Source organism: Kaistella sp. CFF1-2, assembly GCF_059509915.1.
In genome coordinates, this window is the sequence record NZ_JCAKLF010000002.1 from 119,580 (window position 1) to 142,394 (window position 22,815).

Below are 22,815 nucleotides of genomic sequence, written 5' to 3' on the forward strand. Positions count from 1 at the left end.
GAGGTCTCCGAACCCGAAAAACACAAAATTATGATGCACGAACAGTTCAATTTAGCGATTGAAATTTTAGGAACGGTTGCCTTTTCCATGTCCGGAAGTTTTGCTGCCATGCAAAAACGTCTAGATCCTTTTGGTGTCTTACTTATAGCATTTATCACATCTGTTGGTGGTGGTACGGTGCGAGATCTGCTATTGGATGTTCCCGTTTTTTGGATGCACGATCTTCGAATGTGTATTCTGATTTTGGCAACTTCCGTTTTCGCTATGGTTTTTAAATCGATTGAGCGAAACTTCAAAGTAACCCTATTTATCTTCGATAGTTTTGGTTTGGGGCTTTTCACCATTATTGGAGTTCAAAAAGGAATACATGCCGATCTTCATCCTTTAATTTGCATTATTTTAGGAACGATAACGGGAATTTTCGGCGGAATTATCCGAGATATTTTGTTGAATCGAATTCCACTTATTTTCCGAAAAGAAATCTACGCAACGGCTTGTATCATTGGTGGACTCGTCTTTTTGCTGATGGTAAATTTCACCAATTTCTCCTACACTTTTGTTCAAGTTTTTACAATTTTGTTGATTGTAGGAATCCGAACTTTAGCCGTAAAATATCATTGGCAAATGCCGAAATTCTACGCCAGCACCAACTCCGACAACGAAATGTAAGTATAAAAAAAGCGCTCGAAATTCGAACGCTTTTTTGTTTTATTAAAATCCCAATTAAAAGAATTTTCCTCTTTGTCTCATATTTGGGTTGTGCATATGCTTTTGCATCGAAGGCATTTTCAATTGATCCTTCATCATTTTAATTTGATCCGTCATCATTCCTGCGGAATCTAATCTTTTTGCTTCTTCCAATAATTTTTGACCTTCTTGTCTTCTTCCTTTAGAAATTGCTACGGCAGCAAGATTTAAGGTAGCCATCGCACGATCTTGTTTCATATTCAAACCGTAGTCCAACGCTTTTTTCATCAAAGGCTCCATCTTTCCTGGTTGATCTTGCGCTAATGTTAGCGCTTGCAAATAATGGAAGTAGCCATATTGAGACTTGTGAAGTTGCGTTTTATATTTCGTAATATGTGCTAACCACTGCTGTGCTTTTTCGTTTTTCTGTTTTCTTAACTGCCAGAAAGACAATAAAATATATTCATTTTTAAAATACAACACAATAGGAATAATAGCCAAAAGGGAAACAACAATCCCCCATCCCCATGATCTTGTAAAACCGATCATGTAGATACCTAATCCTAAAATTAAAGCGGCGATTACAAATTTTATATTCTTATTCATTTTCGATATTTAGAGGTGCAAAGATAAAAATTTCTAGTCTATTTCCCAGTAGATGTTTCAATTCGCTCAAAAGTTTGAAAACAGAAATCATAGCTGTTTTTTTCATCTTTTTCATAGCATTCTTCATTCACTTTCTTCCAAACTTTAGGATTAATTTTCGGAAAAAACGTATCCGCATCCAAGGTTGCTTTCACTTCAGTAACTTCCAAACGATCCGCTAAATCAATGGTTTGTTCATAAATATTTCCACCACCGATAACGTAAAAATTTTCATCAATTTTCTTGGCAAATTTCAAAGCTTCTTTTAAACTTCCAACAATTAGAATTCCTTCTTCAAACCAATCTTTTTTCCTAGAAACAACAATATTGGTGCGGTTAGGAAGTGGTTTCCCAATGCTTTCATACGTCTTTCTCCCCATCACAATCGGATGACCAGAAGTAAGATCTTTAAAATGTTTCAAATCTTTGGGAAGATGCCACAATAACTGATTTTCTTTACCGATTTCGTTATTGGAACCCATGGCTACCACAATTGTCATCATAATTTTATCTTAAGCGACAAATTTAGTACAATATTTGTATATTTGGTTTTCTATAATGAAACAAAAATTCATCTGAACTATGAAAAATAAAGGCTGTTTAAGCGCTACCGGGATTTTAATTTTTATTTTGGTAGTAGGTGTTGTGTTATTCTTTTGGGGGAAAAACGGATACAACAATTTTGTAACTAAAGAACAAAACGTAGAACAAAAGTGGTCTAACGTGCAAACGGTGTATCAAAAAAGAGCCAACTTGATCCCGAATTTGGAAAGAACGGTAAAATCGTATTCAAAATTCGAACAAGAAACGTTGACACAAGTTGTTGAAGCGAGAGCAAAAGCAACATCGGTAAATGTAGATCCTACGAACATGACGGAAGCGGATATGCAAAAATTCCAAGCGGCTCAGGGGCAACTTTCGGGAGCTTTAGGACGTTTGATGATGGTTATTGAAAAGTACCCTGATTTAAAAGCAGATCAGCAATACACGAATTTCCAAAGAGAATACACCGCGATTGAAAACTCAATCCGTGCAGAAACAGTGTATTTCAACGAAGCTGCGAAAGATTACAACACGGAAATTATGAAATTCCCGAATAACATCTTAGCAAACTTCACGAACTTCAAGGAAAAACCATACTTCAAATCAGAAGCAGGTGCTGAAAAAGCTCCAGAAGTTTTTAAAACAGATTAATGAACAATTATATTACAGATACTCAAATGGCTTCCCTCGTGGAGGCCATTCAAACAGCAGAGAGCCACTCTACTGGAGAGATCCGTATTCATATCGATTCTAATACCGTTTCGGATAATGCTGAAAAAGCATTTGACGTTTTCAAAACGCTTTGCTTAGGAAAAACCATCCATAGAAATGCCGTTTTGTTTCATGTTAATTTTGAACAAAAATATCTAACGATTATTGGCGACGAGGGCATCCATCAATTTGTAAAACAAGAATTTTGGGATGTTATGCATGACGAAACCACCAAACTTTTCGCTCAAGGAAAATATTTTGAAGGCTTACGCGATGCAATACTTGAAACAGGTTTAGAACTTAAAAAACACTTTCCTTTTAGTGGAGAGAACATCAACGAATTGTCGGATGAGATTACCTTCTCTTAAATATACATTTTTAGCATTCTTTTTTGCTGCTTTTACTTTTGTACAAGCACAATACAGCGTGCCTAAGAAACCTGACATCCTCTATCCTGTTTATGATGAAGTGGGCTTACTTTCTCAACAAGAACGAGATCAGCTCAACAATAAATTAATCAAATTTGAAGACTCAACCTCAACGGAAATCGAAGTCATCATTATCCCAACCACCAAAGGTGAAGACGTGAATTACGTTGCCACGATGTTTGGGGAACAATGGAAAATTGGTAAAAAAGGCGTTGACAACGGAGTGGTCTTTTTAATTGCATACGAAGATCGAAAATTTGCCATCCAACAAGGTCGTGCTGTTGAGCAGTATTTAACAGCTTCGGTTGCTGGTCAGATTCTTGATTATCTCGTAACTCCTCAATTCCGAGATGGGCGTTATTATGAAGGAATTGATGCAGGAACAACGGCGATTACAGATGCCGTTCAAGGAAAATTCAAACCGCATGCAAAACCCGAACGTTCTTCGGACGGACCGAGTTTGTTTCAAATGATGATCATCTTTTTTGTCGTTCTCATCGTGCTTTCCATCTTGTTTGGAAATAACAATCGAGGCGGAGGCGGAAACTATGATGACGACGAGGATGTCATTATTTCCCGTCGTGGAAGAAGATCCTACCCTGGTGGTTTCTTCCCATTCCCAGGAAGTTTCGGCGGAGGAGGTTCCTTTGGAGGTGGCGGCGGTGGCGGCTTTGGAGGCTTCGGTGGTGGTGGAAGTTTCGGCGGCGGTGGCGCATCCGGAGGATGGTAAACAAGAGTATTTAAAATAGACAAGCAGCTTTCGAGCTGCTTTTTTCTATAGGAAAAATGCCTCTTTTTTTTTATTTTTGTTGAAATCCCAATCTCAACATATTGAAAAATACCCTTGTACTCTTCGCTCATCCTTATTTAGAATTCGCTTCTAACAATAAGGAGCTCACCAATTTCTACGAAAGACATCAGCATTATACCTTTCGAGATTTGTATGAAGAGTATCCGGAATTTCATATCGCGGCATTCAAGGAACGAAAACGAATTTTCGAATACGATCGATTTATTTTTCACTTTCCGATCATTTGGTTTGGGATGCCTCCTTTACTTCGACTTTGGGTAGATGAAGTGGTTGATAGCCGATGGATGAACGAAACCGAAGCCAATCCGTTTGAAGGGAAAGACGTTCATTTTCTCATCACTACTCGAAATAAGGAAAGCACGTTTGGACGTGAAAGTAAAACCCATTATACCATCGAAGAGCTCATCAGCAGCTTAATTGCCACCATGAAATTGTTTCGAGCCAATGTTCATGAACCCTATGTGGTTTATGAATCGGAAAACCTAAGTAAAAAAGAAATCGTCCTTCACAAACAGCATTTTGCTGAAATCTTAAATAAAAATCAATAATGGATTCTCCAATTGCAATGAAAGTTCTCATCTTCCTAGGCGCAGCCATCATCATGGTTCCGCTCGTTAGGAAGTTTGGGTTAAGTTCCGTAATCGGCTACATTATTGGTGGTATCGTCATTGGACCTTTTGTTTTGAAACTAACCGGAAACGACACCGAAGACATTATGCACGCTTCCGAATTCGGGGTGATTATGCTTTTATTTATGGTGGGCTTAGAATTGGAACCACGGAAATTCTGGGCGATGCGAAAACGAATTGTCGGCTTAGGACTTTCTCAGATGGTTTTAACGATAAGTATTCTATTTTTAGTGTTGGTTCTCGCCAAATGGCCGTACGATCAAGCATTAGCCATTGCTATGTGTTTTGCTTTATCATCCACAGCGATTGTTTTGCAAACCTTACAAGAGAAAAACATATTTAAAACAACAGCTGGTGAAGCATCCTTTTCAACACTTTTATTTCAAGATATTGCGGTGATTCCTATTTTGGCGTTGTTACCCATAATCGCGAAGTACGAAGTTAAAGAAGAAAATGAAGTTCAGCTTCTCATTCAAAAACTTCCCGAATGGATTCAAGGAGGAACCGTTTTACTGGGAATTACCATCCTCGTTCTTTTAGGGAAATTCGTATTTGTTCCCTTTTTAAGATACGTTTCCAAATCAGGAATGGCAGAATTACTTACGGCTTCTTCCCTATTTTTAATTGTTGGCGTTTCCGAATTGATGGTTATCGTAGGACTTTCTCCTGCTTTAGGTGCTTTCTTGGCTGGTGTTATGCTTGCTAACTCCGAGTTCCGACATGAATTAGAAGCGCAAATTGATCCATTTAAAGGGTTACTTCTTGCCGTCTTTTTCGTGAGTGTAGGCTCAACCATCAACTTTAACATCATTATGGAAGATCCGATGTTGATTTCCACTTTAGCGATTTTGGTTTTGCTAGTGAAGTTTTTGGTTTTATTTGGAATTGGAAAGCTCTTTAAAATTGAAAAAACACAGAATTATTTCTTTGCATTTGCATTATCACAAGTCGGCGAATTTGCATTTGTCTTGTTGAGTTATTCCAACAAATTATATTTATTCAACGATAAAGTCACGTCTCAATTAATGGCTGTAACTGCAATAACTATGTGTGTTACTCCTATTTTATTGATTATTCACGACAAAGTAATTTCCAATCGGTTCAATAAAAAAGAGGAAGATAAACCGTTTGATATTTTAGATGCATCGGCACCGCAAAAGAAAATGATTATCGTTGGTTTTGGGCATTTTGGAAGTACGGTTGGGCGTTTATTGAAAGCGAATAATATTTCAGCCACTGTTTTAGATCACGATCCAGAACGTATTAAAGTATTGCGATCCTATGGTTTTAAAGTCTATTACGGCGATGCAACTCGAATTCAAACCTTACGAGCGGCAGGAATTGAGGAGGCCGAGATTTTAGCCTTGTGTTTGGACAATCCTGAAGATAATAAATACATAGCGGAGCTAGTTCGTGAGCAATTTCCAAATGTCAAACTCTATGTTCGAACCAAAAACAGAAACGATTCGTATTATTTTGTGAATCATGGTGTTCAAAATATTTACCGTGAAACGTTGGGAACTGCCGTAGAAATGGCCGTTGACTTACTTCACGAAACAGGAATGCGTAAATACGCAGCACGACGCTTAGGAAAACGATTTATGTTGATTGATAAAGCTTCCATCCGAAGATTGGCAAGAACACCAGGCGATGAACTTTCAAATTTCAGCGTAAAAGAAGCCATACAGCAAGAAGAAGCGCTTCTTGCGTACGACAGCTTGAATTTTGAAAATCATGATTGGATGGAAAATGAAGATGACGATTCTGAATTAGAATCGCCACCAAAATCTACCTAACGGTTATCGTTCCAGAACTGCTCTTGGTTTCTTGAACCACATTCAGATTTCCGATTTTTATGACTTCAATTGAGCCCGAAGAACTTGCTTTTGCACGCAATTCATTGGACAAACTCACGTTGACAAATCCTGAACTGGACGCATTAAGCACTCCATTTTCAGCACGAACATCTTTGGCAACCACACTTCCTGAAGAAGATGCGTCCAAATCTACGTTTTTAGCTTTTCCAGAAACCTCGACATCTGCAGAAGAAGAAACATCTACATCAAAATTAACCGCCCAAATTTTCCCAGAATACGAACCACTACTTGATCCATCAATAACCAAATCATTCGCTTCCAAGTCACCAACAACCGATCCCGAGCTACTTACCTTAATATTGGTTTTGTCTTGAACAAATTTATCAACGATTCTAATTTGTGCAGAAGAATTGGCTTCAACCTTCGAAAAGTCTTTCGCATAAATCGTTGCTTTCACTCGAGAACCATTGACACGGATTCCCGGTTTGTAATGAATATGAACCGTAGAGCCTGCTTTCTCTACCAAAATATCTTCCAGTAAATCTGCAGGAGCCTCAATCACCACTTTTTCACGATCCGCTTTTTTTATTTCGGCACGAATGGATTGAGAAACTTTGATTTCATCAAAATCAAAATCAAAATTTTTAGTTTGGATAGGGCCTTTACCTTCTTTGACACTGAAGTCAAAAATTTTAGAATCGGTTTTGTAATTACACGAAGATAAAAGTAAGATGCCACCTAGGAAGAAAACGCTTGAAATTCTCATGAAAAGGGATAGTTTTAAGGTTAATAAATTTAAAAATACTAATTTTATACTTTAATAACAATTGAGACATGAAAAATATTACATCTGCAGTTTTTATTGCAGCATTATTTCTTAATTCTTGTACCACACAAACGACAACATCCGAAAAAAGTACAGACATGACCGTAAACGACGCTTTAGCAAACAACCCTTTCATGAGAAAGAGTAAATTGCAATACGAAGCTCCCGAATTTGATAAAATCAAAAACGAGGATTATAAACCAGCTTTCGACTATGGATTGAAACAACAGGAAGCCCAACTGGAAGAGATTGCCAATAATCCAGCAAAACCAACTCTTGAAAATACCTTAATCGCACTTGAAAAAAGTGGTGAAGTATTGAAGCGAGCGCAAATGGTTTTCTACAACCTAACAAGTGCTGATACCAACGAAACTTTGCAAAAATTAGAGCAAGAATATGCTCCGATCTTCGCGGCACACAGCGATAAAATGTATTTGAATGATAAATTATATCAACGAATAAAAGCCATAGACCCAACGAATCTTGATGCGGAAAGCAAGCGTTTGCGCGAGGTGTATTTACAGAATTTCGAAATTGCCGGTGCTGCGCTTTCGCCACAAGCAAAAACCGAGTTGAAGAAAATAAACCAAGAACTAGCAACGCTTTCTACGCAGTATTCCAACAAACTTTTAGAAGCTAGAAAACAAGGCGCTTTGATCTTATCTGATGTAAAAGAATTGGATGGACTTTCTGCTGATGAAATCGCTGCGGCTGCTTCCGATGCAAAAGAAGCGGGACATCCTGGAAAATATCTTTTGGCTTTACAAAATACAACGCAGCAACCTTTGCTTCAGAATTTGAAAAGCCGTTCGACACGTGAAAAATTATTCAAAGCATCATGGACTCGAGCTGAAAAAGGCGATGCTAATGATACGCGTTCAACTATTGAAAAATTAGTTCATTTGCGTTTGCAAAAAGCAAAATTGATGGGTAAAAAAGATTTTGCTGAATGGAAACTTCAAGATCAAATGGCACCAAACCCAGAAGCTGCTTTAGATTTAATGAAGCAATTGGCAAAACCGGCAGTTGAACAAGCGAAAAAAGAACAAGCAGAAATTCAAGCATTAATTAAATCACAAGGTGGAAACTTCAATGTTGAGCCGTGGGATTGGAATTTCTATGCAGAGCAAGTACGTAAAGCGAAATTTGATTTGGATGAAAACGAAATCAAGCCGTATTTTGAAGTGAATACCGTTTTGGAAAAAGGTGTTTTCTATGCGGCGGAAAAATTCTTTGGTTTGACATTTAAAAAGAGACCAGATTTACCCGTTTATCACCCAGATGTGGTTACCTATGAAGTTTTTGACCATACTGGGAAATCAATCGCCCTCTATTATTTGGATTTCTACACGAGACCTTCGAAAAGCGGTGGTGCTTGGATGAATAATTACGTAGAACAATCGCATTTAATGGGTACAAAACCCGTAATCACGAACGTTTACAACTATCAAAAACCTGCTCCAGGAAAGCCTTCTTTGATTAGTTTTGATGATGTCACGACGTTGTTCCATGAATTTGGACATTCGATTCACGGTATGTCGGCAAATCAAAAATACGCATCGCTTTCTGGAACGAGCGTACCAAGAGACTTTGTAGAGTTTCCATCTCAAATCAACGAGCATTTTGCTTTGGTACCGGAAGTAATTAAGAATTACGCCGTTCATTATGAAACGAAGCAACCAATTCCTCAAGCGTTAATTGATAAAATCAAAAAAGCGAGCACCTTCAACCAAGGTTATATGACGACAGAATTGGTTTCGGCTGCCATGACCGATATGATGTGGCATACCGTAACTGATGAAAGTCAATTTAAACCCGTTTTAGATTTTGAAAAACAAGCTTTAGCTTCGAATGGATTTACACTTTCCGCAGTTCCTCCAAGATATCATTCGCCATACTTTGCGCACGTTTTCGGTGGTGGATATTCTGCTGGATATTACGCATACATTTGGGCAGAAACATTGGATGCTGATGCTTGGGAATGGATTCAAGCCAATGGTGGAATGACCAGAGAAAATGGAGATCGTTACCGTAAGTACATTCTTTCTGTTGGAAATTCTGAAGATCTGAATGAGGCATACCGCAAATTCACTGGAAGAAATCCTGACATTAAACCTTTACTACGAAATAGAGGCTTTATTAAATAAAGAAAAAACCGCCAATTGGCGGTTTTTTTTTATCGTACTTGAGAAGCAACTTGGTCGCCAAAAAGTTCAATTGATTTCATTTGAATATCGTGTTCTGGATCACCAACATCCATATGTCCGATAAAACGAGTTAATCCAAAAAGTTCTTTCACTTTATTGATTTTATCAGCAACTTCATTGGCTGAACCAATAAACAATGCTCCTTCTTCACTTCGGCCGCCTTCAAATTGCATCTTGGTATATGGCGCCCAACCTCGAGACGAACCAATACGATCCATTTGCGCTTTGTAATTTTCAAAATAACCGTCAATCACTTTTGGATCTTCGCTAACAAACGTATGCGAATGAATTGCAATTTGCATCGACTCTTCTGGATGTCCAGCTTTTAAATATTCTTGTTTGTAGAATTCAATCAACTTAACAAACTGCGAAGGCATACCGCCAATAATCGCCACAATTAATGGCAAACCTAAAACAGCAGAACGATACACTGATTGTGGAGTTCCACCAACAGCAATCCAAATTGGAAGTTTTCCGTCGTTCGTTGCTCTTGGATACACTGTTTGATTGAGCATTGGAGCTCGTAAAGAACCTTTCCAGCTTACGTTTTCTTCCGAATTAATTTTCAGTAGCAAATCTAATTTTTCTTCAAAAAGCGTTTCGTAATCGTCTAAAGAATATCCATAAAGCGGAAACGATTCAATAAAACTTCCACGGCCAACAAAAATTTCAGCACGACCGTTTGAAATTAAATCTAAAGTCGAAAAATCCTCATAAACTTTTACTGGCTCCGCCGAAGAAAGCACCGTTACTCCACTTGCCAATTTGATATTTTTAGTTCGGCTTGCCGCTGCAGCTAAAAGTATTTCTGGTGACGAAACCGCATAATCTGGACGATGATGTTCGCCCATTGCAAAAACATCCAAACCAACTTCATCCATTAACTGAACTTCATCTAAAATTTCACCTATTTTAGTTTGTGCACTGCGGTATCCGTTGATTTGATTATCATATCGCAAATCGCCAAACATTCCTATTCCTAATTCCATAATTCCTTGATTTATACTACAAAAATAAAAAATACACCAAGCAAAAGCATTGATGTATGGTAAATAGAGTTCGACGACATTTTAGTTGCCGTTATGATCGTAAACAACTAAAAAATCGATTTTTTCTTTTCCATTTTTCCAGGAATCGATGATTCCTTCACTATGATTTTTTGATGATCTTCGAAACAATCGCAAATCCAAACCGAGAACGCTAGACAAAATATATTCATCGGCAACCGCCATAACCGTCAATTTCCGTTCGCTTCCCTCAGAAATTCCGTTTTGTAAAATAGCATCAACAAGCCTTCTGAACTGAAATCCACGAAATGAAAAATTTCGAGACTCTTCCGCTTTATTTTGAGAATAGCAATTTAAAAGCATCCCTAAAACTTCCAAATTCGCAGGATCTAAACTTAAAATTCGTTCGCCAAAATCGATTGCGTCTTTGCATTTTCCTTCACGAACTAAACTCATGAAGTTTCCACTTTCGGTGAGGTTCATGGATTTAAGGTTCTTATTAGAATTTTTGGCGTAATACAAATACTTCATTTCTTCCTCACTCATTATGCTTGGATCGAAATTAAACCGATAAATCAGCTTTTCATAGTATAAATTAGACGTACTATCTACCGCTTGAGCCGTTAAATTTTTAACCTCAACAAATCCGTTTTGGCCAAAAACCATAACTTGAATGAATACAAAAACAGCAGATAGTACGTTCTTCATTTTATTTTTTTAAGTAGGTATCAAAGTAATCGGTGATTTTTTGCATCAAATGAACACGGTCTTTTCCTAAAACGTTGTGTGCGTGTCCTGGATACGCAAAATAATCCATTTGAACGTTATTATCCACGGCCGATTTTATGAAATCAACCGAATGCTGCCAAACGACAACATCGTCTTGCATCCCGTGGATCATCAATAATTTCCCTTTTAAATTCTGAACTTTATCCAATAAATTCGCTTTTTTGAAACCTTCTGGGTTTTGTTGTGGCGAATCCATATAACGCTCCGTGTACATAATTTCGTACATATTCCAATCGATTACCGGACCTCCAGCAACACCAACTTTAAATACTTCAGGATATTTCAACATAAGACTTGTGGTCATAAATCCACCAAAGCTCCATCCATGAACGCCCATTCTATCAGCATCTACATAAGATAATGATTTTAAATAATCAACACCTTTTAGTTGGTCTTTCATTTCCGTTTCTCCTAAATTACGGAAAACGGCTTGCTCAAATTTCATACCTCGGTTGCTAGAACCACGTCCATCCATTGAGAAAATCACATAACCTCGTTGAGCCATATACTCGTACCAAAGGTTTCCAGAAGCTGGATACGTGTTCGTAATCAACTGTAAATGTGGTCCGTTATACAAGTAAACAATGGTGGGATATTTTTTATTGGGATCGAAATTCGTTGGTAAAATCAGCTTTCCATACAAAGGCGTTCCGTCATCCGCTTTCAGCGTTACATTTTCAATTTTCGGACGATCGTAGTTTTTCAACGGATCTTCTGCCGTCAATACATTCGTTGTTTTTCCGCTATGCGTCTGAATTAAATCTGCTTTCCTAGGCGTGGTAGCATTCGCATACACATCATAAACAAAATCTCCTGTTTCAGACAAGGTCGCGTTATGCATTCCTGGAGCCGTGTCTAGACGTTTCATATCTAGATTATTCCAATTAACACGATAGATATGTCTTTCCAACGGTGTTTCTTTGGTTGAAGCGATGAAAAGTTCTGTTTTCTTGGGATGGAAGCCAAGCACATCCGTCACCAACCAATCGCCTTTTGTCACTTGCTTTACCAAGCCTTTATCTAAATTATACAAGAAAAAATGATTGTAACCCGTTCTTTGACTTTGCCAAATGTAATCGGTTTTAGAATTCGGTAAAAAGACCATTGGATGCTGAGGCTCCACGTATTTATCTGATTTTTCTTCAAATAAAGTTCTTACAAAGTTTCCGGTTTTCGCATCGTACATATTCATTTTCAAATCGTTTTGATCACGATTTAAAACGCCAATAAATACAAATTGAGAATCTGGACTCCATGCGATACTCGTTAAATACTGATCTTTTGGACCTTCCGTTTTTACAAACGTTGTTTTTCCTGATTTCACATCATAAATTCCGAGTGTAACTTCGTGTGAGGTTTTCCCAGCTCTTGGATATTTTATGTTATGATTTTGTGCCAAGGTAACCGACCAATCGATGACAGGATAATCTTCAACCATCGTTTGATCCATTCTGTAATACGCAATTTTTGAATTGTCTGGAGCGATAAAAATTCCACGATCGATACCGAATTCGTTTCTGTGAACCGCTTGTCCGTTGACAATATTTTCGTTTTTATCCTGCGTAATTGCAATTTGACGCTCCGGTGTACTTAAATATAAATTGTTATCAATTGTATAAACAACCGAATTTTTGTCTTGAATAAAATTAGTATTTGCCGCTTTTTTAGGGACAGTTAACCACGATTTTACCTTCCAATCATTTCCAGCCTTATCCAAACGATAATACGTAGAATCGACTTTGAAATATCCTGATTTTGCATCGTTGAAGTTTACCACCGGTAGCGCTTTCATTTTCGCTGGCAATCCAGAAGCGCGATTCAGTTGGCTCACGGATAACAATGTGTCAACTTTATTGGTTTGCGCATCACGAACTAGGTAGGCTTTGTTTTCCATGAACATCATGGAATTTCCACCTTTTAACCATTTTGCTTGGGAAATACTCTTAATAGCCAAATTGCTTCGAAGTCCGTTCACCGCTTCAGCCATGGTGTATTGCTGTTGCTGCGCACCTACTAAAGCCGTAGTCACTAGAAAAAGTCCTGTATATAATTTCGATTTCATAGAGAAAAATTAATCGCTAAAAATACGAATTTATCCCGTATAGCTCATGGGTATTCCACAAAAAAAGCATTCCAAAAAAATCGGAATGCTTTTCTATTTTTAAATACAATAATCGGTTTTAATCGAGTTGCGTACCCAAATATTCCCATTCTTGCAAAGCCAAATCTAAAGCTTCTTTTTTCGCATTGTACACTTCTAAAGTCTCTTCAGAAGGATTATTTTTAGTGAAATCCAATTCAAAAGCTTCAATTTCAGTTTCTAAACTTGAAATTTGCTCTTCTACTTTTTTGATTTTATTTTGAATAGCTTTTTGCTCTTTAGTAACGAAATTCGTTGTTGGTTTAGCTTCAACTACTGGAGCATCAATGATCGGCGCAGCCGATTTTACATCGCGCTTGCTCTCTAATTTTGATTTCTCTAAAGACACTTCACGTAACGATTCTTTCTGACGGTACTCCAAGTATTCATCAATACTTCCAAGGAATTCTTTCATTTTTCCATCACGGAATTCGAAAATCTTATCTGCCAAACCTTGTAAAAATTCACGGTCGTGAGAAATAACGATTAACGTTCCTTCAAATTTCGATAAAGCAAGTTTGATAATTTCCTTCGACTGAATATCCAAGTGGTTGGTAGGTTCGTCCATAATCAATGTATTGAACGGACGTAACAATAATTTACACAAAGCCAAACGGTTACGTTCTCCTCCAGAAAGCACTTTCGTCTTTTTATCTACATCTTCACCTGAAAACAAGAAACTTCCCAGCAAATCACGAACACGAGGTCGTGTTTCTTCTGTTGCAGAATCTTCCGCCTCTTGCAAAACGGTTTTATCCGGCGTAAGAACTTCTTCCTGATTTTGAGCAAAATAGCCAATATTAACGTTGTGACCTAAGTTCCAAGTACCAGAATAATCTTTGATTTCGCCCGCTAAAATCTTTGCTAAAGTCGTCTTTCCTTGTCCATTTTGTCCAAGCAACGCAATACGATCGCCACGCTCAATAAAGAAATCAACATCATCAAAAATCTGCTTTTCACCGTAGGCTTTTCCAAGTTTTTCGGCTTCGAAAATCACTTTTCCAGGAACAACACTCTGTTGGAAACGAATGTTGAATTTGGAAACGTCTTCATTATCGATTTCGATACGCTCAATTTTATCCAATTTCTTAATCAAAGACTGCGCAAAAGAGGCTTTCGTCGCACTTGCACGGAATTTATTGATATTATCCTCCATCTGTTTGATTTCGGAATCTTGGTTTTTCTTCGCTTGCATCAGCTTTTCGCGACGCTCTTTACGAAGTTCTAAATATTTAGAATAATTGGCTTTATAATCATCAACTTTCTTGTTGTTCACATCAAAAGTTCGGTTACAAACCGCCGTCATAAATTGCTTATCGTGACTCACCAAAACGATTGCGCCCATATAATCCTTCAAGAATTCTTCCAGCCAAATGATACTTTCCATATCCAAGTGGTTGGTAGGCTCATCGAGAAGCAAAAGGTCGTTGTTTTGCAATAAAAGTTTAGCGAGCTCAATACGCATTCTCCATCCACCCGAAAACGTATCGGTAATACGATCGAAATCACCTGCCTTAAATCCTAATCCAAGCAAAACTTTCTCTACATCACCCTCCAAATTGTAGGCATCGTGGTTCTGCAAAATATCATTCAGATCCGTCATTTTCTGAATCAAATCTGAATAGGCATCGCTTTCGTAATCGGTTCTCGTTGCTAATTGCTCATTAACATATTCCAATTCATTTTTCCAAGCATTAATCTGCTCAAAAGCCTGCAATGTCTCTTGCCAAACCGTTCTTCCTTTTACAAAATCTAAATCTTGTTTTAGAAAACCGATGGTGATATTCCCTTCAGGAACGACGTTTCCTTCGTAAAAATTAATTTCGTTGGAAAGAATTTTAAGCAACGTTGATTTTCCAGCACCATTTTTCCCAACCAAACCAATTTTGTCTGATCTTTTAATGGTGAAATTCGTGTCTCTAAATAGATAATTTCCTGAATGATGAAGTCCTAAACCTTGTACTGATAGCATAACCGATTAATCGTATGGTAATTATAAAAATTGCAAGTTGCAAAAGTACTGCTTTTTTCTGAGCCTAGGCTGATGAATCTTGAAATTAAAACTACATAATAAAACGATCCAAATCAAGAAGTAAATAATTGATATTCTGATTAATAGTCCGTGTAGCAGATTGCATTTGGTTGAGCATCGCCGCCCGATCATGCAATTCGGAAGCTCGATAAATCCCACCATCATGGAAAAGCAAAGACGCATCTGCTGCTTTTTGATCGCCGTGAAAATGGTATTTCACCCAACTTTGTTTCATATTTTGAATAATGGATTCTTGGGATTTGTTTGCAAATTTCTTTTCCGTGTACATGTACCAAACGAACGGTGGAAAATTTGCTGAAACCTGTTTTTCTAGCCAAATATCTCGTAAAATATTCCTTGCATGAATGAACTCTACTTTTCTTCCTTTCGGAGAAAATGTAGCCAAACTTAATCCAGCTCCAATAACACCACCACCAATATCTACGGCTGATCCCCACGATTCGCTTTTGATAATTCCGCTTGCGATGGACGCTGCCGCACCCGCAAAAATGGAATACAAAACCAACCGATTATTGCGACTATCATTCAGCTGATCAACATAACTCGCCATTTGCGCAACACGTTCGCCTTCGCAATCAAATTCAGCTGCAACGGCATCTAATTCGACCAAAGCAATGGAAATTTTGGAGTTGATCACGTTTTTCAGCTTCAACATTTTTAGCTGCGCTTGAACAGTTGAATCTTTCTTTAGTTTGTTGATTTCTTCCACCTCATCAATCGCTCCAAGAGCATTCAAAATCAAAATGGATTGATCCGTAAATTGATCATGCAAATGCTGATTTGCCGCCAAAATGGAATCAGAATTATAACTTGGAAATTTCCCTTGATAATTGTATTGTTTCGGTGCTTTGCAATAGGAATCTTTCAAAATCAAAAGGTTTTCTTGCACCATTTGATTCTTTTTCGAAACGCAGGACGTTAGCCCCAAAGACAGAAAAAGTAGTACTAAAAATCTCATCACAAATTTGGTTTTTACAAAGTAACGGAAAAATAAAAAAATCTGCCGAAGCAGATTTTAGTTATTCAATTCCGAGTAATTCGACCTCAAAAATTAAAGTTGAATTCGGACCAATCTCTTTACTAATTTGCTGATCGCCATACGCCAAATGCGGTGGAATCACAAAACGAAACTTGCTTCCTACTGACATCATCTGCAGACCTTCTGTCCATCCTGAAATCACGCGATCTAGAGGAAACGAAGCCGGAACTCCACGCTGTACCGAAGAATCAAAAACCTCATCTTTAATCGTTGTTCCGTGATAATGGCATTTTACTTTATCCGTTGCTGCTGGTTTTGCACCTTCCGCTGCTGTTAAAACTTCATATTGCAAGCCACTTTCCAAGGTTGTTACGCCTTCTTTTTTTGCATATTCTGCTCTGTACTCATCTCCTTCACGAAGATTTTTCTCTGCTAATTCTTTTTTACGTCGTAATAAGACATCTGCAATTCCCATATAGTTTTGATTTTTTACTAATAATTACGCACGGTTACATGAAAACACGCTTGATACGACTCTTTGATATAATAGATCCGTCCAAGCTTTTCATAGTATTTTAGAACTTTTTCAAGTTCTTTTTCCAATTTCGGATTTCGCTTCAAAACGCCATCAAATCGAACATACGAAATATCAAACGAATTTCCGTAGTTGTGCGAGCTAATCCCTAATGAAGCATTAGAATTCACTTTTCGCAAACGACATTGATCTTCTAAAGTTCGAGTTATTGAAGACACCGTCATATAGCTTTTAGTCGCATCTGCAAAGCGACTTCCGATTCGTTCTAAAGTCAATTTGGCTTTATACGTTAAATACGGACGACTGTATTCTAGCTTCTGAACCCGAATTCCTCGACTTTTTTTGTTCACGGATTTGAATTTCCCTGAATCTATGTAGCGCTGAACAGACTTGGTATTTTGTAAAATTTTGACATTAAAACCTTTTGAAGCCGCCAAATGGGGTTTGTACAAAGGTGTTGCTTCCACTTTTAATACTTCGTCGAGATCATAGCAAGACGACTTTTTGGAACCTTGAGCCTGAACGTTGTTGAATAAAATAATGAATAAAAATAATGCAGAAAGCCTGATCATTTAGAAAGTTTATTATTTAAAACTACAAAAATAGGCTTTTCTTATGTTTTTTGGGAAAATTACGCTTCATCTTTTGGCGTATAGGTAATACGGTTTTTGCTTTCTGAGATCACAGAAGGGTTTTCCAAACTAAATTTCTTCGTGTCCAAAAGCTCCGTAAGCAGCATTCTCATTTGTTCTGCAGCCACTTCAGGAAGGTGCGATTTTTTCGCCGCTTCAATTACCTGCTTCTTACTATTTTGCTGAATTTTTGCTAAATCATCTTTAGAAAACAAATTAAAAAACTGCTCTTCGATATTGTAGTATTTGTAATCGGTTTCCGTAGAAAGAATTTCGGGCGGTGGAAAATGGATCAACTTTACTTTTCTGTTTTCTTCATCCACTTCCCATTGAAATTTTTCAAAATCATAACCCACTAATATTTTGGCTTCAACAATGACCAAAGCGCGCTTTTTTGACGGAATAAAATTGAATATTTTAGATGTTTCTTCGTAGTTGTAAATCTCATTGAAATGCCCTTCTGCAGAAACTACTTTGAAAACTTTCCGCATACTTTCTGCAATGGTGTGCGAACTTTCTAAAACGACTGGTGGATCCGATTTGAAATTTCGACTTGCCAAAAAAGCAATAACACCACCCAAAATAAGACCTAATAAAAGCATTAAAACGATGGTTATCATTTGTGCGGATTCCGTTTGCGTCATTTGGTAGAGGAAAAAACCAAAGAAAACAAGCATTAAAATCCCTACAATCCAAAGTATCGTCTTAAACTTTTTAGTATCCATCATATGTTTGTTCAATTATATAAAGGTAAAATTACAACAATTCAGCAAAAGTAGCTTTATAAACAGAACATCATTTTTTTAACCAAAAATCAATTTTCAATTAAAAAAAATCTAAATTTGGATAACAATTAAAAAACAAATTATGATTAAAAAATTATTTGCTGAGTTTTTCGGCACTTTTTGGTTGGTTTTTGGAGGGTGCGGTAGCGCAATCTTCGCATCACAAATTGCTCCGGCAAGCAACGGACAATTAGGAATTCTCTTAATTGGAGTTGCTTTAGCATTCGGTCTTACTGTTTTAACAATGGCGTATGCTGTTGGTCATATTTCGGGAGGACACTTCAATCCGGCAGTTTCTTTTGGGCTTTTAGCCGGCGGTCGTTTTTCAGCTAAAGACTTATTACCTTACATTGTAGCACAATGTGTAGGTGCAATTGCAGCTGCGGCTGCTTTATCATGCATTAATGGCGGTTCCGGAGACGGAAGCCCAGGCTCTTTTGCTACCAACTTCTATGACTCTGCTGTATATTTTGGAAAAAGCTACAGCATGCAAGCTGCTTTTCTCACAGAATTTTTACTCACCATGTTTTTCCTAATCATCATCATGGGAACTACAGATAAATTCGCGAATGGAAAATTCGCTGGAATTGCAATTGGTTTAGGATTAACATTAATTCACTTAATTTCTATTCCAATTACCAATACATCGGTAAACCCTGCTAGATCTCTTTCTCAGGCAGTTTTTGTTGGAGGACAAGCGATGACCCAACTTTGGTTATTCTGGGCAGCACCTATTTTAGGAGCAATTGCAGGAGGATTAATTTATAAATTTCTTCTTCAAAGAACAGATGCAGAAGCTGCTGCGTAATTTTTAAGAATTCTACTAAATATAAATTCCTGCTCATCGGCGGGAATTTTTTGTTTTTTTGCTGTATTCTTATTGTATCATTTATTACTTAGCGCGAAATTATGCACAACAAACCGCAACTATTTAATTTCAAAAAATCAGCTTTTATTTTTTAAATGGGAGAATAATAGTTCTCTATTTTGTCGGGAAACAGGGATTTTAGCATCATTTTCTAAAATGATATAACCTTCATTCAGATATTTACTTATAAACTGTAAATTGATTACAAACGATTTATGCGTCTGAAAGAATTGATGCTTGGGAAGTATTTCGTAAAACTTACCAATACTTTGGGAACTCAACTCATTTTTGCCGCTTGTTAGATGTACTCTTGTGTATCCATCTTCACCTTCACAATACAAAATTTCCGAATTCTTGATAAACAATACACCTTCTCTGTTCGGAATCATAACTTTCTGATTCACAAACTTGGTTACCGCTAAACTTTCCAACAGCTGGACGTTTTTTTCTAAGGATTTTTTCCTCTGAATACTTTCTGTAGCCCGATGTACGGTTTTCACCAAATCATCATTATCATAAGGTTTCAGAATATAACCAATTGCGGCATGATGTATGGCCTCTAACGCGTGTTCATCATACGCCGTTGCAAAAACAACTTCAAAACAAGGGTTTTCGAATTGACTCAGGAATTCAAAACCACTCATCTCGGGCATCTGAATGTCTAGAAAAACCAAATCGGGTTGTAACCGCTCAACCATCTCAATTGCTTCACTTGGAGTTTGAGAACTTCCAACGATTGTGATATTGGGGCAAAACCGTTCTATCTTACTCGAAAGAATTGCGATAGATTTCGGTTCGTCATCTAGTAAAAATGCTTTTATTTTCATGCTCTTGTTTTTAAATAGAAATGAGTAGCGTTACCAAGGTTCCGGTTTCATTTCGTTGTACGTCACTTTTATCTACAATTTCATAATCTACTTGCTGCCCAGAAAGATTCAGTAATCGAATTCGTTCTTGCAAAACACGAGTAGAACTTTTTGCAAATGCTACATCTGTCTTTTTTTGTAGAGAAGCTTTGTAGCCAATGCCGTTATCATCAATACTCACCTTAATATGCTTGGCGTCTACTTTTGAAAATGAAATCTGAATTTCACCTTTGTTTGGTAAATAAAAAATACCGTGATTTACCGCATTTTCAACAATAGATTGCAAAATCATGCTCGGAATTTGTGGATTCTCTGTCTTCAATTGTTCATCACAAAGAATTGAATAGGTGATTTTATCTTCAAACCGAAGTTTTTCAATAGACAAATAGTTTTCAAGCAACTCGATTTCATTTTGAAGTGAAATCGTTTTCATAGATGAATAATCGAAAAACATCCGAATAAGTTTCGAAAACTTCGTTAAATATTTTTCGGATAATTCCACATCATTTCTCTGAATATAATACTGAATTGCATTTAATGAATTATGAACAAAATGAGGATTCATCTGCGATCTCAACGCCAAAAGTTGCAGTTCTGAAGCTCGTTTTTCTTGCTCTGATTTTTGTATTGCTTTTCTCCTAACATTTCTAATAATTTTTCGTATGCCTAAAAAGAGAAGTATTAAAGATACAACCGTGATTAAGATTCGAACCCATTGGATTTCCCACCAATACGGCTGTACAACAATTGTTTTTCGAGATACGGATTCTATAGTATGCAAAGTGGTAGATTTCACTTCTAAAATGTGCGTTCCAGCAGAAAGATTATGCAATACGATTTGATCTCCGCTGGTCTCCAACCATTTTTTTTGTTCAGGCAACAAACGATATTGATAGATGCTTGTTCCACTTTTTACAAAATCTTTTATTGAAAACGGAACACGAACTACCTTTCTGTCTTTTGCGGAAACTTCTAGCTTTTCCCTACCATCCAAAAAAGTAACGGGAACTTTTCTATACAGATGCTTATTGGATATATCAATTCTCGAAATTCCCAGTTCTGTCGCGGTAAACAAATCGTTTCCTTTTATAAAAAAGTCATACGTGTCATTGGATAAAAGTCCATCATTTGTGGTATACGTATTGGTTAGTATGCTTTCTTTAAAATAATCTCCTTTTAATTTTAGTTTAATTACGCCCTTTTGAGTAGCGGCGTACAGTCCGTCTTTCGTAGTGAAATCCGATATCATACTATTAATAACAAGATTTTTTGTGGCTTGAATTCTGTACATCTTCGTACCATCAAAACAAAAAATCCCCAATCCTTCGGTACCAATAAGCAAATACTTTCCGAATTGTAAAAAAGAAAGAATCGGAAGATGCACCGTTTCATCAAAAACGGGTGTCAACGTATTGTTTTTATATACAAACAAACCATTACTCCCACCAACATAAAGCCTGTCTAAAAACTTTCCAAAAAGGTGAATATTAGCCTTCGTAATCAACTGTTTTTCAGAATTATTTTTATCAAAAAAACTAAGACCGTGGGAACTAATACTCGTAAAATTGTTTTCGAAAACTGTAAAATCTTTGAAGTTTTTCAGCCAAGTTGGAGTTTTTAAAACAATTGATTTCCATTTCCCTTGGTCTTTTAGATAAATTTGATTGGAAGTAACCAACGTATTCTCATCGGATTTTATCCTGTAGGCAGTTCCAATATCACGAAATGCAGGAACAAATTCATTTTTATCTTCATCAAAAACATCAAAATTACCATCATGATCTCCAGCGTATAACTTACCATCAATACTTCCCAGTTTGGTAATGCGTTTTCCTACTAAATAGTTTTGGGCAGCACGTTTTTCTGCCGACTCAAAAACCAATCCAGACTGATTGTTATACCAAAAATTACCATCTCTATCCAAATATGAATTCACATTATCTGGAAAACGTTTTTCAAAATGATAATGATCTTTAACTGAAAAATCAGAATTGAAAACAATCAACTGACCTTTTGACGAGAGATGAAGCTGCCCATTCACCCAATCAAACTTTGTCGCTCGATGAAGTTCTGGATGCCCAAATAATGCTTTGGAGGAAAAATATTTGGATGTTTTGTTTTTAACATCTACAATATGAAATCCGTATTTGCGAAAAAGATATAAAACAGTATCGCTTATAGAACCAGATTTGAAACTTACATTATCCCTTTCCTTATTTTCCTTTGGAAGCAGGTTGGTGGGATAGAAAAATGCGTTTCCATTCGCAAACAAAATCATTTTTTTTTGACTAGCATGGTACACATGTGGGAAAATGCCAGTTGTATACATTCGTTCAATTTCTGGATCTACTGGAACTTTTTTCCATTTATTGTCTTCCAAAAAATGATACGCACTTTCATTAGTAGGTGTAAAAAGAAAATACTGCTTATTTAAGTAAAAAAAAGAGTTAGGTGAAAGCCCTTCGTTATCTTCGGATTTAAAGAGTTTTATTTTTCCATTCTTTATGTATCCTTGATATTTACTTTTAGAAAAAAACCAAACTTTATTATCGTCGTCCACAGACAGCTCCCAAACATCTTGATTAGCCAAACCATCTTCGTTGGTATAATTTGTAAAATGAGAACCATCAAATTTACTCAATCCTCTGTTGGTTGCAAACCACATCGCTCCATCCAAATCCTGAGTTATACGATAGATTTGGGAAGACGGCAAACCATCTTTTACAGAATACACCTTAGTCCCTTGTTGAGAACACAACCAATAAGGAAAAAGAATGATACAGATGAATAGTAAATAAAATCTCAATTTTTCTAAGTACGTTGATAAACAAATATAAGGAATCAACATCGTTAAAAA

The 22,815-nt window shown here is 37.0% G+C and carries 21 protein-coding genes; 8 read left to right on the top strand and 13 right to left on the bottom strand.

Going from position 1 to position 22,815, the window contains the following annotated elements; genetic code table 11:
- The first annotated feature begins 33 nt into the window (after positions 1–33).
- Entirely contained in the window at positions 34–669 is a 636-nt protein-coding gene (locus tag AC5XHR_RS05675) for a trimeric intracellular cation channel family protein (protein ID WP_495950494.1), read from the top strand.
- Between the two features lie 54 nt (positions 670–723).
- Here AC5XHR_RS05675 and AC5XHR_RS05680 read toward each other — a convergent pair whose 3' ends face one another.
- Together AC5XHR_RS05680 and AC5XHR_RS05685 are read right to left on the bottom strand one after the other, a co-directional pair.
- Positions 724–1,293: a DUF2892 domain-containing protein gene (locus tag AC5XHR_RS05680; RefSeq protein WP_495949816.1), complete on the bottom strand. Its 570-nt coding sequence runs from the start codon at positions 1,291–1,293 to the stop codon at positions 724–726.
- 38 nt (positions 1,294–1,331) lie between these two features.
- Complete coding sequence (locus tag AC5XHR_RS05685; protein ID WP_495949817.1) at positions 1,332–1,835, bottom strand: dihydrofolate reductase; 504 nt, start codon at positions 1,833–1,835, stop codon at positions 1,332–1,334.
- 79 nt (positions 1,836–1,914) lie between these two features.
- Between AC5XHR_RS05685 and AC5XHR_RS05690 the strand changes: the two genes are divergently transcribed.
- From AC5XHR_RS05690 to AC5XHR_RS05710, 5 genes are all read left to right on the top strand, one after another.
- The gene (locus AC5XHR_RS05690; RefSeq protein ID WP_495949818.1) at positions 1,915–2,526 is read left to right on the top strand and encodes a LemA family protein; all 612 of its coding nucleotides are present in this window, start codon (positions 1,915–1,917) and stop codon (positions 2,524–2,526) included.
- Complete coding sequence (locus tag AC5XHR_RS05695; RefSeq protein WP_495949819.1) at positions 2,526–2,954, top strand: TPM domain-containing protein; 429 nt, start codon at positions 2,526–2,528, stop codon at positions 2,952–2,954. The genes AC5XHR_RS05690 and AC5XHR_RS05695 overlap by 1 nt, the downstream gene beginning before the upstream one ends.
- Positions 2,935–3,744 (top strand): TPM domain-containing protein, encoded by an 810-nt coding sequence (locus AC5XHR_RS05700; protein ID WP_495949820.1) that lies wholly within the window; start codon positions 2,935–2,937, stop codon positions 3,742–3,744. The genes AC5XHR_RS05695 and AC5XHR_RS05700 overlap by 20 nt, the downstream gene beginning before the upstream one ends.
- Before the next feature lie 101 nt (positions 3,745–3,845).
- Positions 3,846–4,373, top strand: coding sequence for an NAD(P)H-dependent oxidoreductase (locus AC5XHR_RS05705; protein ID WP_495949821.1), 528 nt, complete (start codon positions 3,846–3,848; stop codon positions 4,371–4,373).
- Positions 4,373–6,250, top strand: a complete 1,878-nt coding sequence (locus AC5XHR_RS05710) for a monovalent cation:proton antiporter-2 (CPA2) family protein (protein WP_495949822.1) — start codon at positions 4,373–4,375, stop codon at positions 6,248–6,250. Before AC5XHR_RS05705 ends, AC5XHR_RS05710 begins: the two co-directional genes overlap by 1 nt.
- Here AC5XHR_RS05710 and AC5XHR_RS05715 read toward each other — a convergent pair.
- Positions 6,243–7,037: a head GIN domain-containing protein gene (locus AC5XHR_RS05715; protein ID WP_495949823.1), complete on the bottom strand. Its 795-nt coding sequence runs from the start codon at positions 7,035–7,037 to the stop codon at positions 6,243–6,245. The genes AC5XHR_RS05710 and AC5XHR_RS05715 overlap by 8 nt on opposite strands.
- A 68-nt stretch (positions 7,038–7,105) precedes the next feature.
- Here AC5XHR_RS05715 and AC5XHR_RS05720 point away from each other — a divergent pair, with 68 nt between their 5' ends.
- A complete protein-coding gene (locus tag AC5XHR_RS05720; RefSeq protein ID WP_495949824.1) occupies positions 7,106–9,244 on the top strand; it encodes a M3 family metallopeptidase in 2,139 nt (712 codons plus the stop codon).
- 29 nt (positions 9,245–9,273) lie between these two features.
- On the opposite strand, the gene AC5XHR_RS05725 is transcribed toward AC5XHR_RS05720, so the two are convergent.
- The 8 genes from AC5XHR_RS05725 to AC5XHR_RS05760 form a co-directional block, all read right to left on the bottom strand.
- Positions 9,274–10,293: an LLM class flavin-dependent oxidoreductase gene (locus AC5XHR_RS05725; protein WP_495949825.1), complete on the bottom strand. Its 1,020-nt coding sequence runs from the start codon at positions 10,291–10,293 to the stop codon at positions 9,274–9,276.
- An 81-nt stretch (positions 10,294–10,374) separates the two neighbouring features.
- Positions 10,375–11,019, bottom strand: a complete 645-nt coding sequence (locus tag AC5XHR_RS05730) for a DUF4919 domain-containing protein (RefSeq protein ID WP_495949826.1) — start codon at positions 11,017–11,019, stop codon at positions 10,375–10,377.
- A 1-nt stretch (position 11,020) separates the two neighbouring features.
- Positions 11,021–13,162 (bottom strand): S9 family peptidase, encoded by a 2,142-nt coding sequence (locus AC5XHR_RS05735; protein WP_495949827.1) that lies wholly within the window; start codon positions 13,160–13,162, stop codon positions 11,021–11,023.
- A gap of 118 nt (positions 13,163–13,280) precedes the next feature.
- On the bottom strand, positions 13,281–15,212 hold the full coding sequence (locus tag AC5XHR_RS05740) for an ABC-F family ATP-binding cassette domain-containing protein (protein ID WP_495949828.1): 1,932 nt from the start codon (positions 15,210–15,212) through the stop codon (positions 13,281–13,283).
- 91 nt (positions 15,213–15,303) lie between these two features.
- Entirely contained in the window at positions 15,304–16,251 is a 948-nt protein-coding gene (locus tag AC5XHR_RS05745) for a hypothetical protein (protein ID WP_495949829.1), read from the bottom strand.
- A 61-nt stretch (positions 16,252–16,312) separates the two neighbouring features.
- Positions 16,313–16,747 carry an FKBP-type peptidyl-prolyl cis-trans isomerase gene (locus AC5XHR_RS05750; protein ID WP_495949830.1) on the bottom strand — a complete coding sequence of 145 codons (435 nt, stop codon included), beginning with the start codon at positions 16,745–16,747 and terminating at the stop codon, positions 16,313–16,315.
- A 17-nt stretch (positions 16,748–16,764) separates the two neighbouring features.
- The gene (locus AC5XHR_RS05755) at positions 16,765–17,379 is read right to left on the bottom strand and encodes a DUF5715 family protein (protein WP_495949831.1); all 615 of its coding nucleotides are present in this window, start codon (positions 17,377–17,379) and stop codon (positions 16,765–16,767) included.
- 59 nt (positions 17,380–17,438) lie between these two features.
- The gene (locus AC5XHR_RS05760; protein ID WP_495949832.1) at positions 17,439–18,167 is read right to left on the bottom strand and encodes a DUF4230 domain-containing protein; all 729 of its coding nucleotides are present in this window, start codon (positions 18,165–18,167) and stop codon (positions 17,439–17,441) included.
- 142 nt (positions 18,168–18,309) lie between these two features.
- Here AC5XHR_RS05760 and aqpZ point away from each other — a divergent pair, with 142 nt between their 5' ends.
- Positions 18,310–19,032, top strand: coding sequence for an aquaporin Z (gene aqpZ, locus AC5XHR_RS05765; protein WP_495950495.1), 723 nt, complete (start codon positions 18,310–18,312; stop codon positions 19,030–19,032).
- Positions 19,033–19,169: 137 nt separating this feature from the next.
- On the opposite strand, the gene AC5XHR_RS05770 is transcribed toward aqpZ, so the two are convergent.
- Positions 19,170–19,919 (bottom strand): LytR/AlgR family response regulator transcription factor, encoded by a 750-nt coding sequence (locus tag AC5XHR_RS05770; RefSeq protein WP_495949833.1) that lies wholly within the window; start codon positions 19,917–19,919, stop codon positions 19,170–19,172.
- Between the two features lie 10 nt (positions 19,920–19,929).
- The gene (locus AC5XHR_RS05775; RefSeq protein ID WP_495949834.1) at positions 19,930–22,806 is read right to left on the bottom strand and encodes a sensor histidine kinase; all 2,877 of its coding nucleotides are present in this window, start codon (positions 22,804–22,806) and stop codon (positions 19,930–19,932) included.
- Between the last annotated feature and the right edge of the window lie 9 nt (positions 22,807–22,815).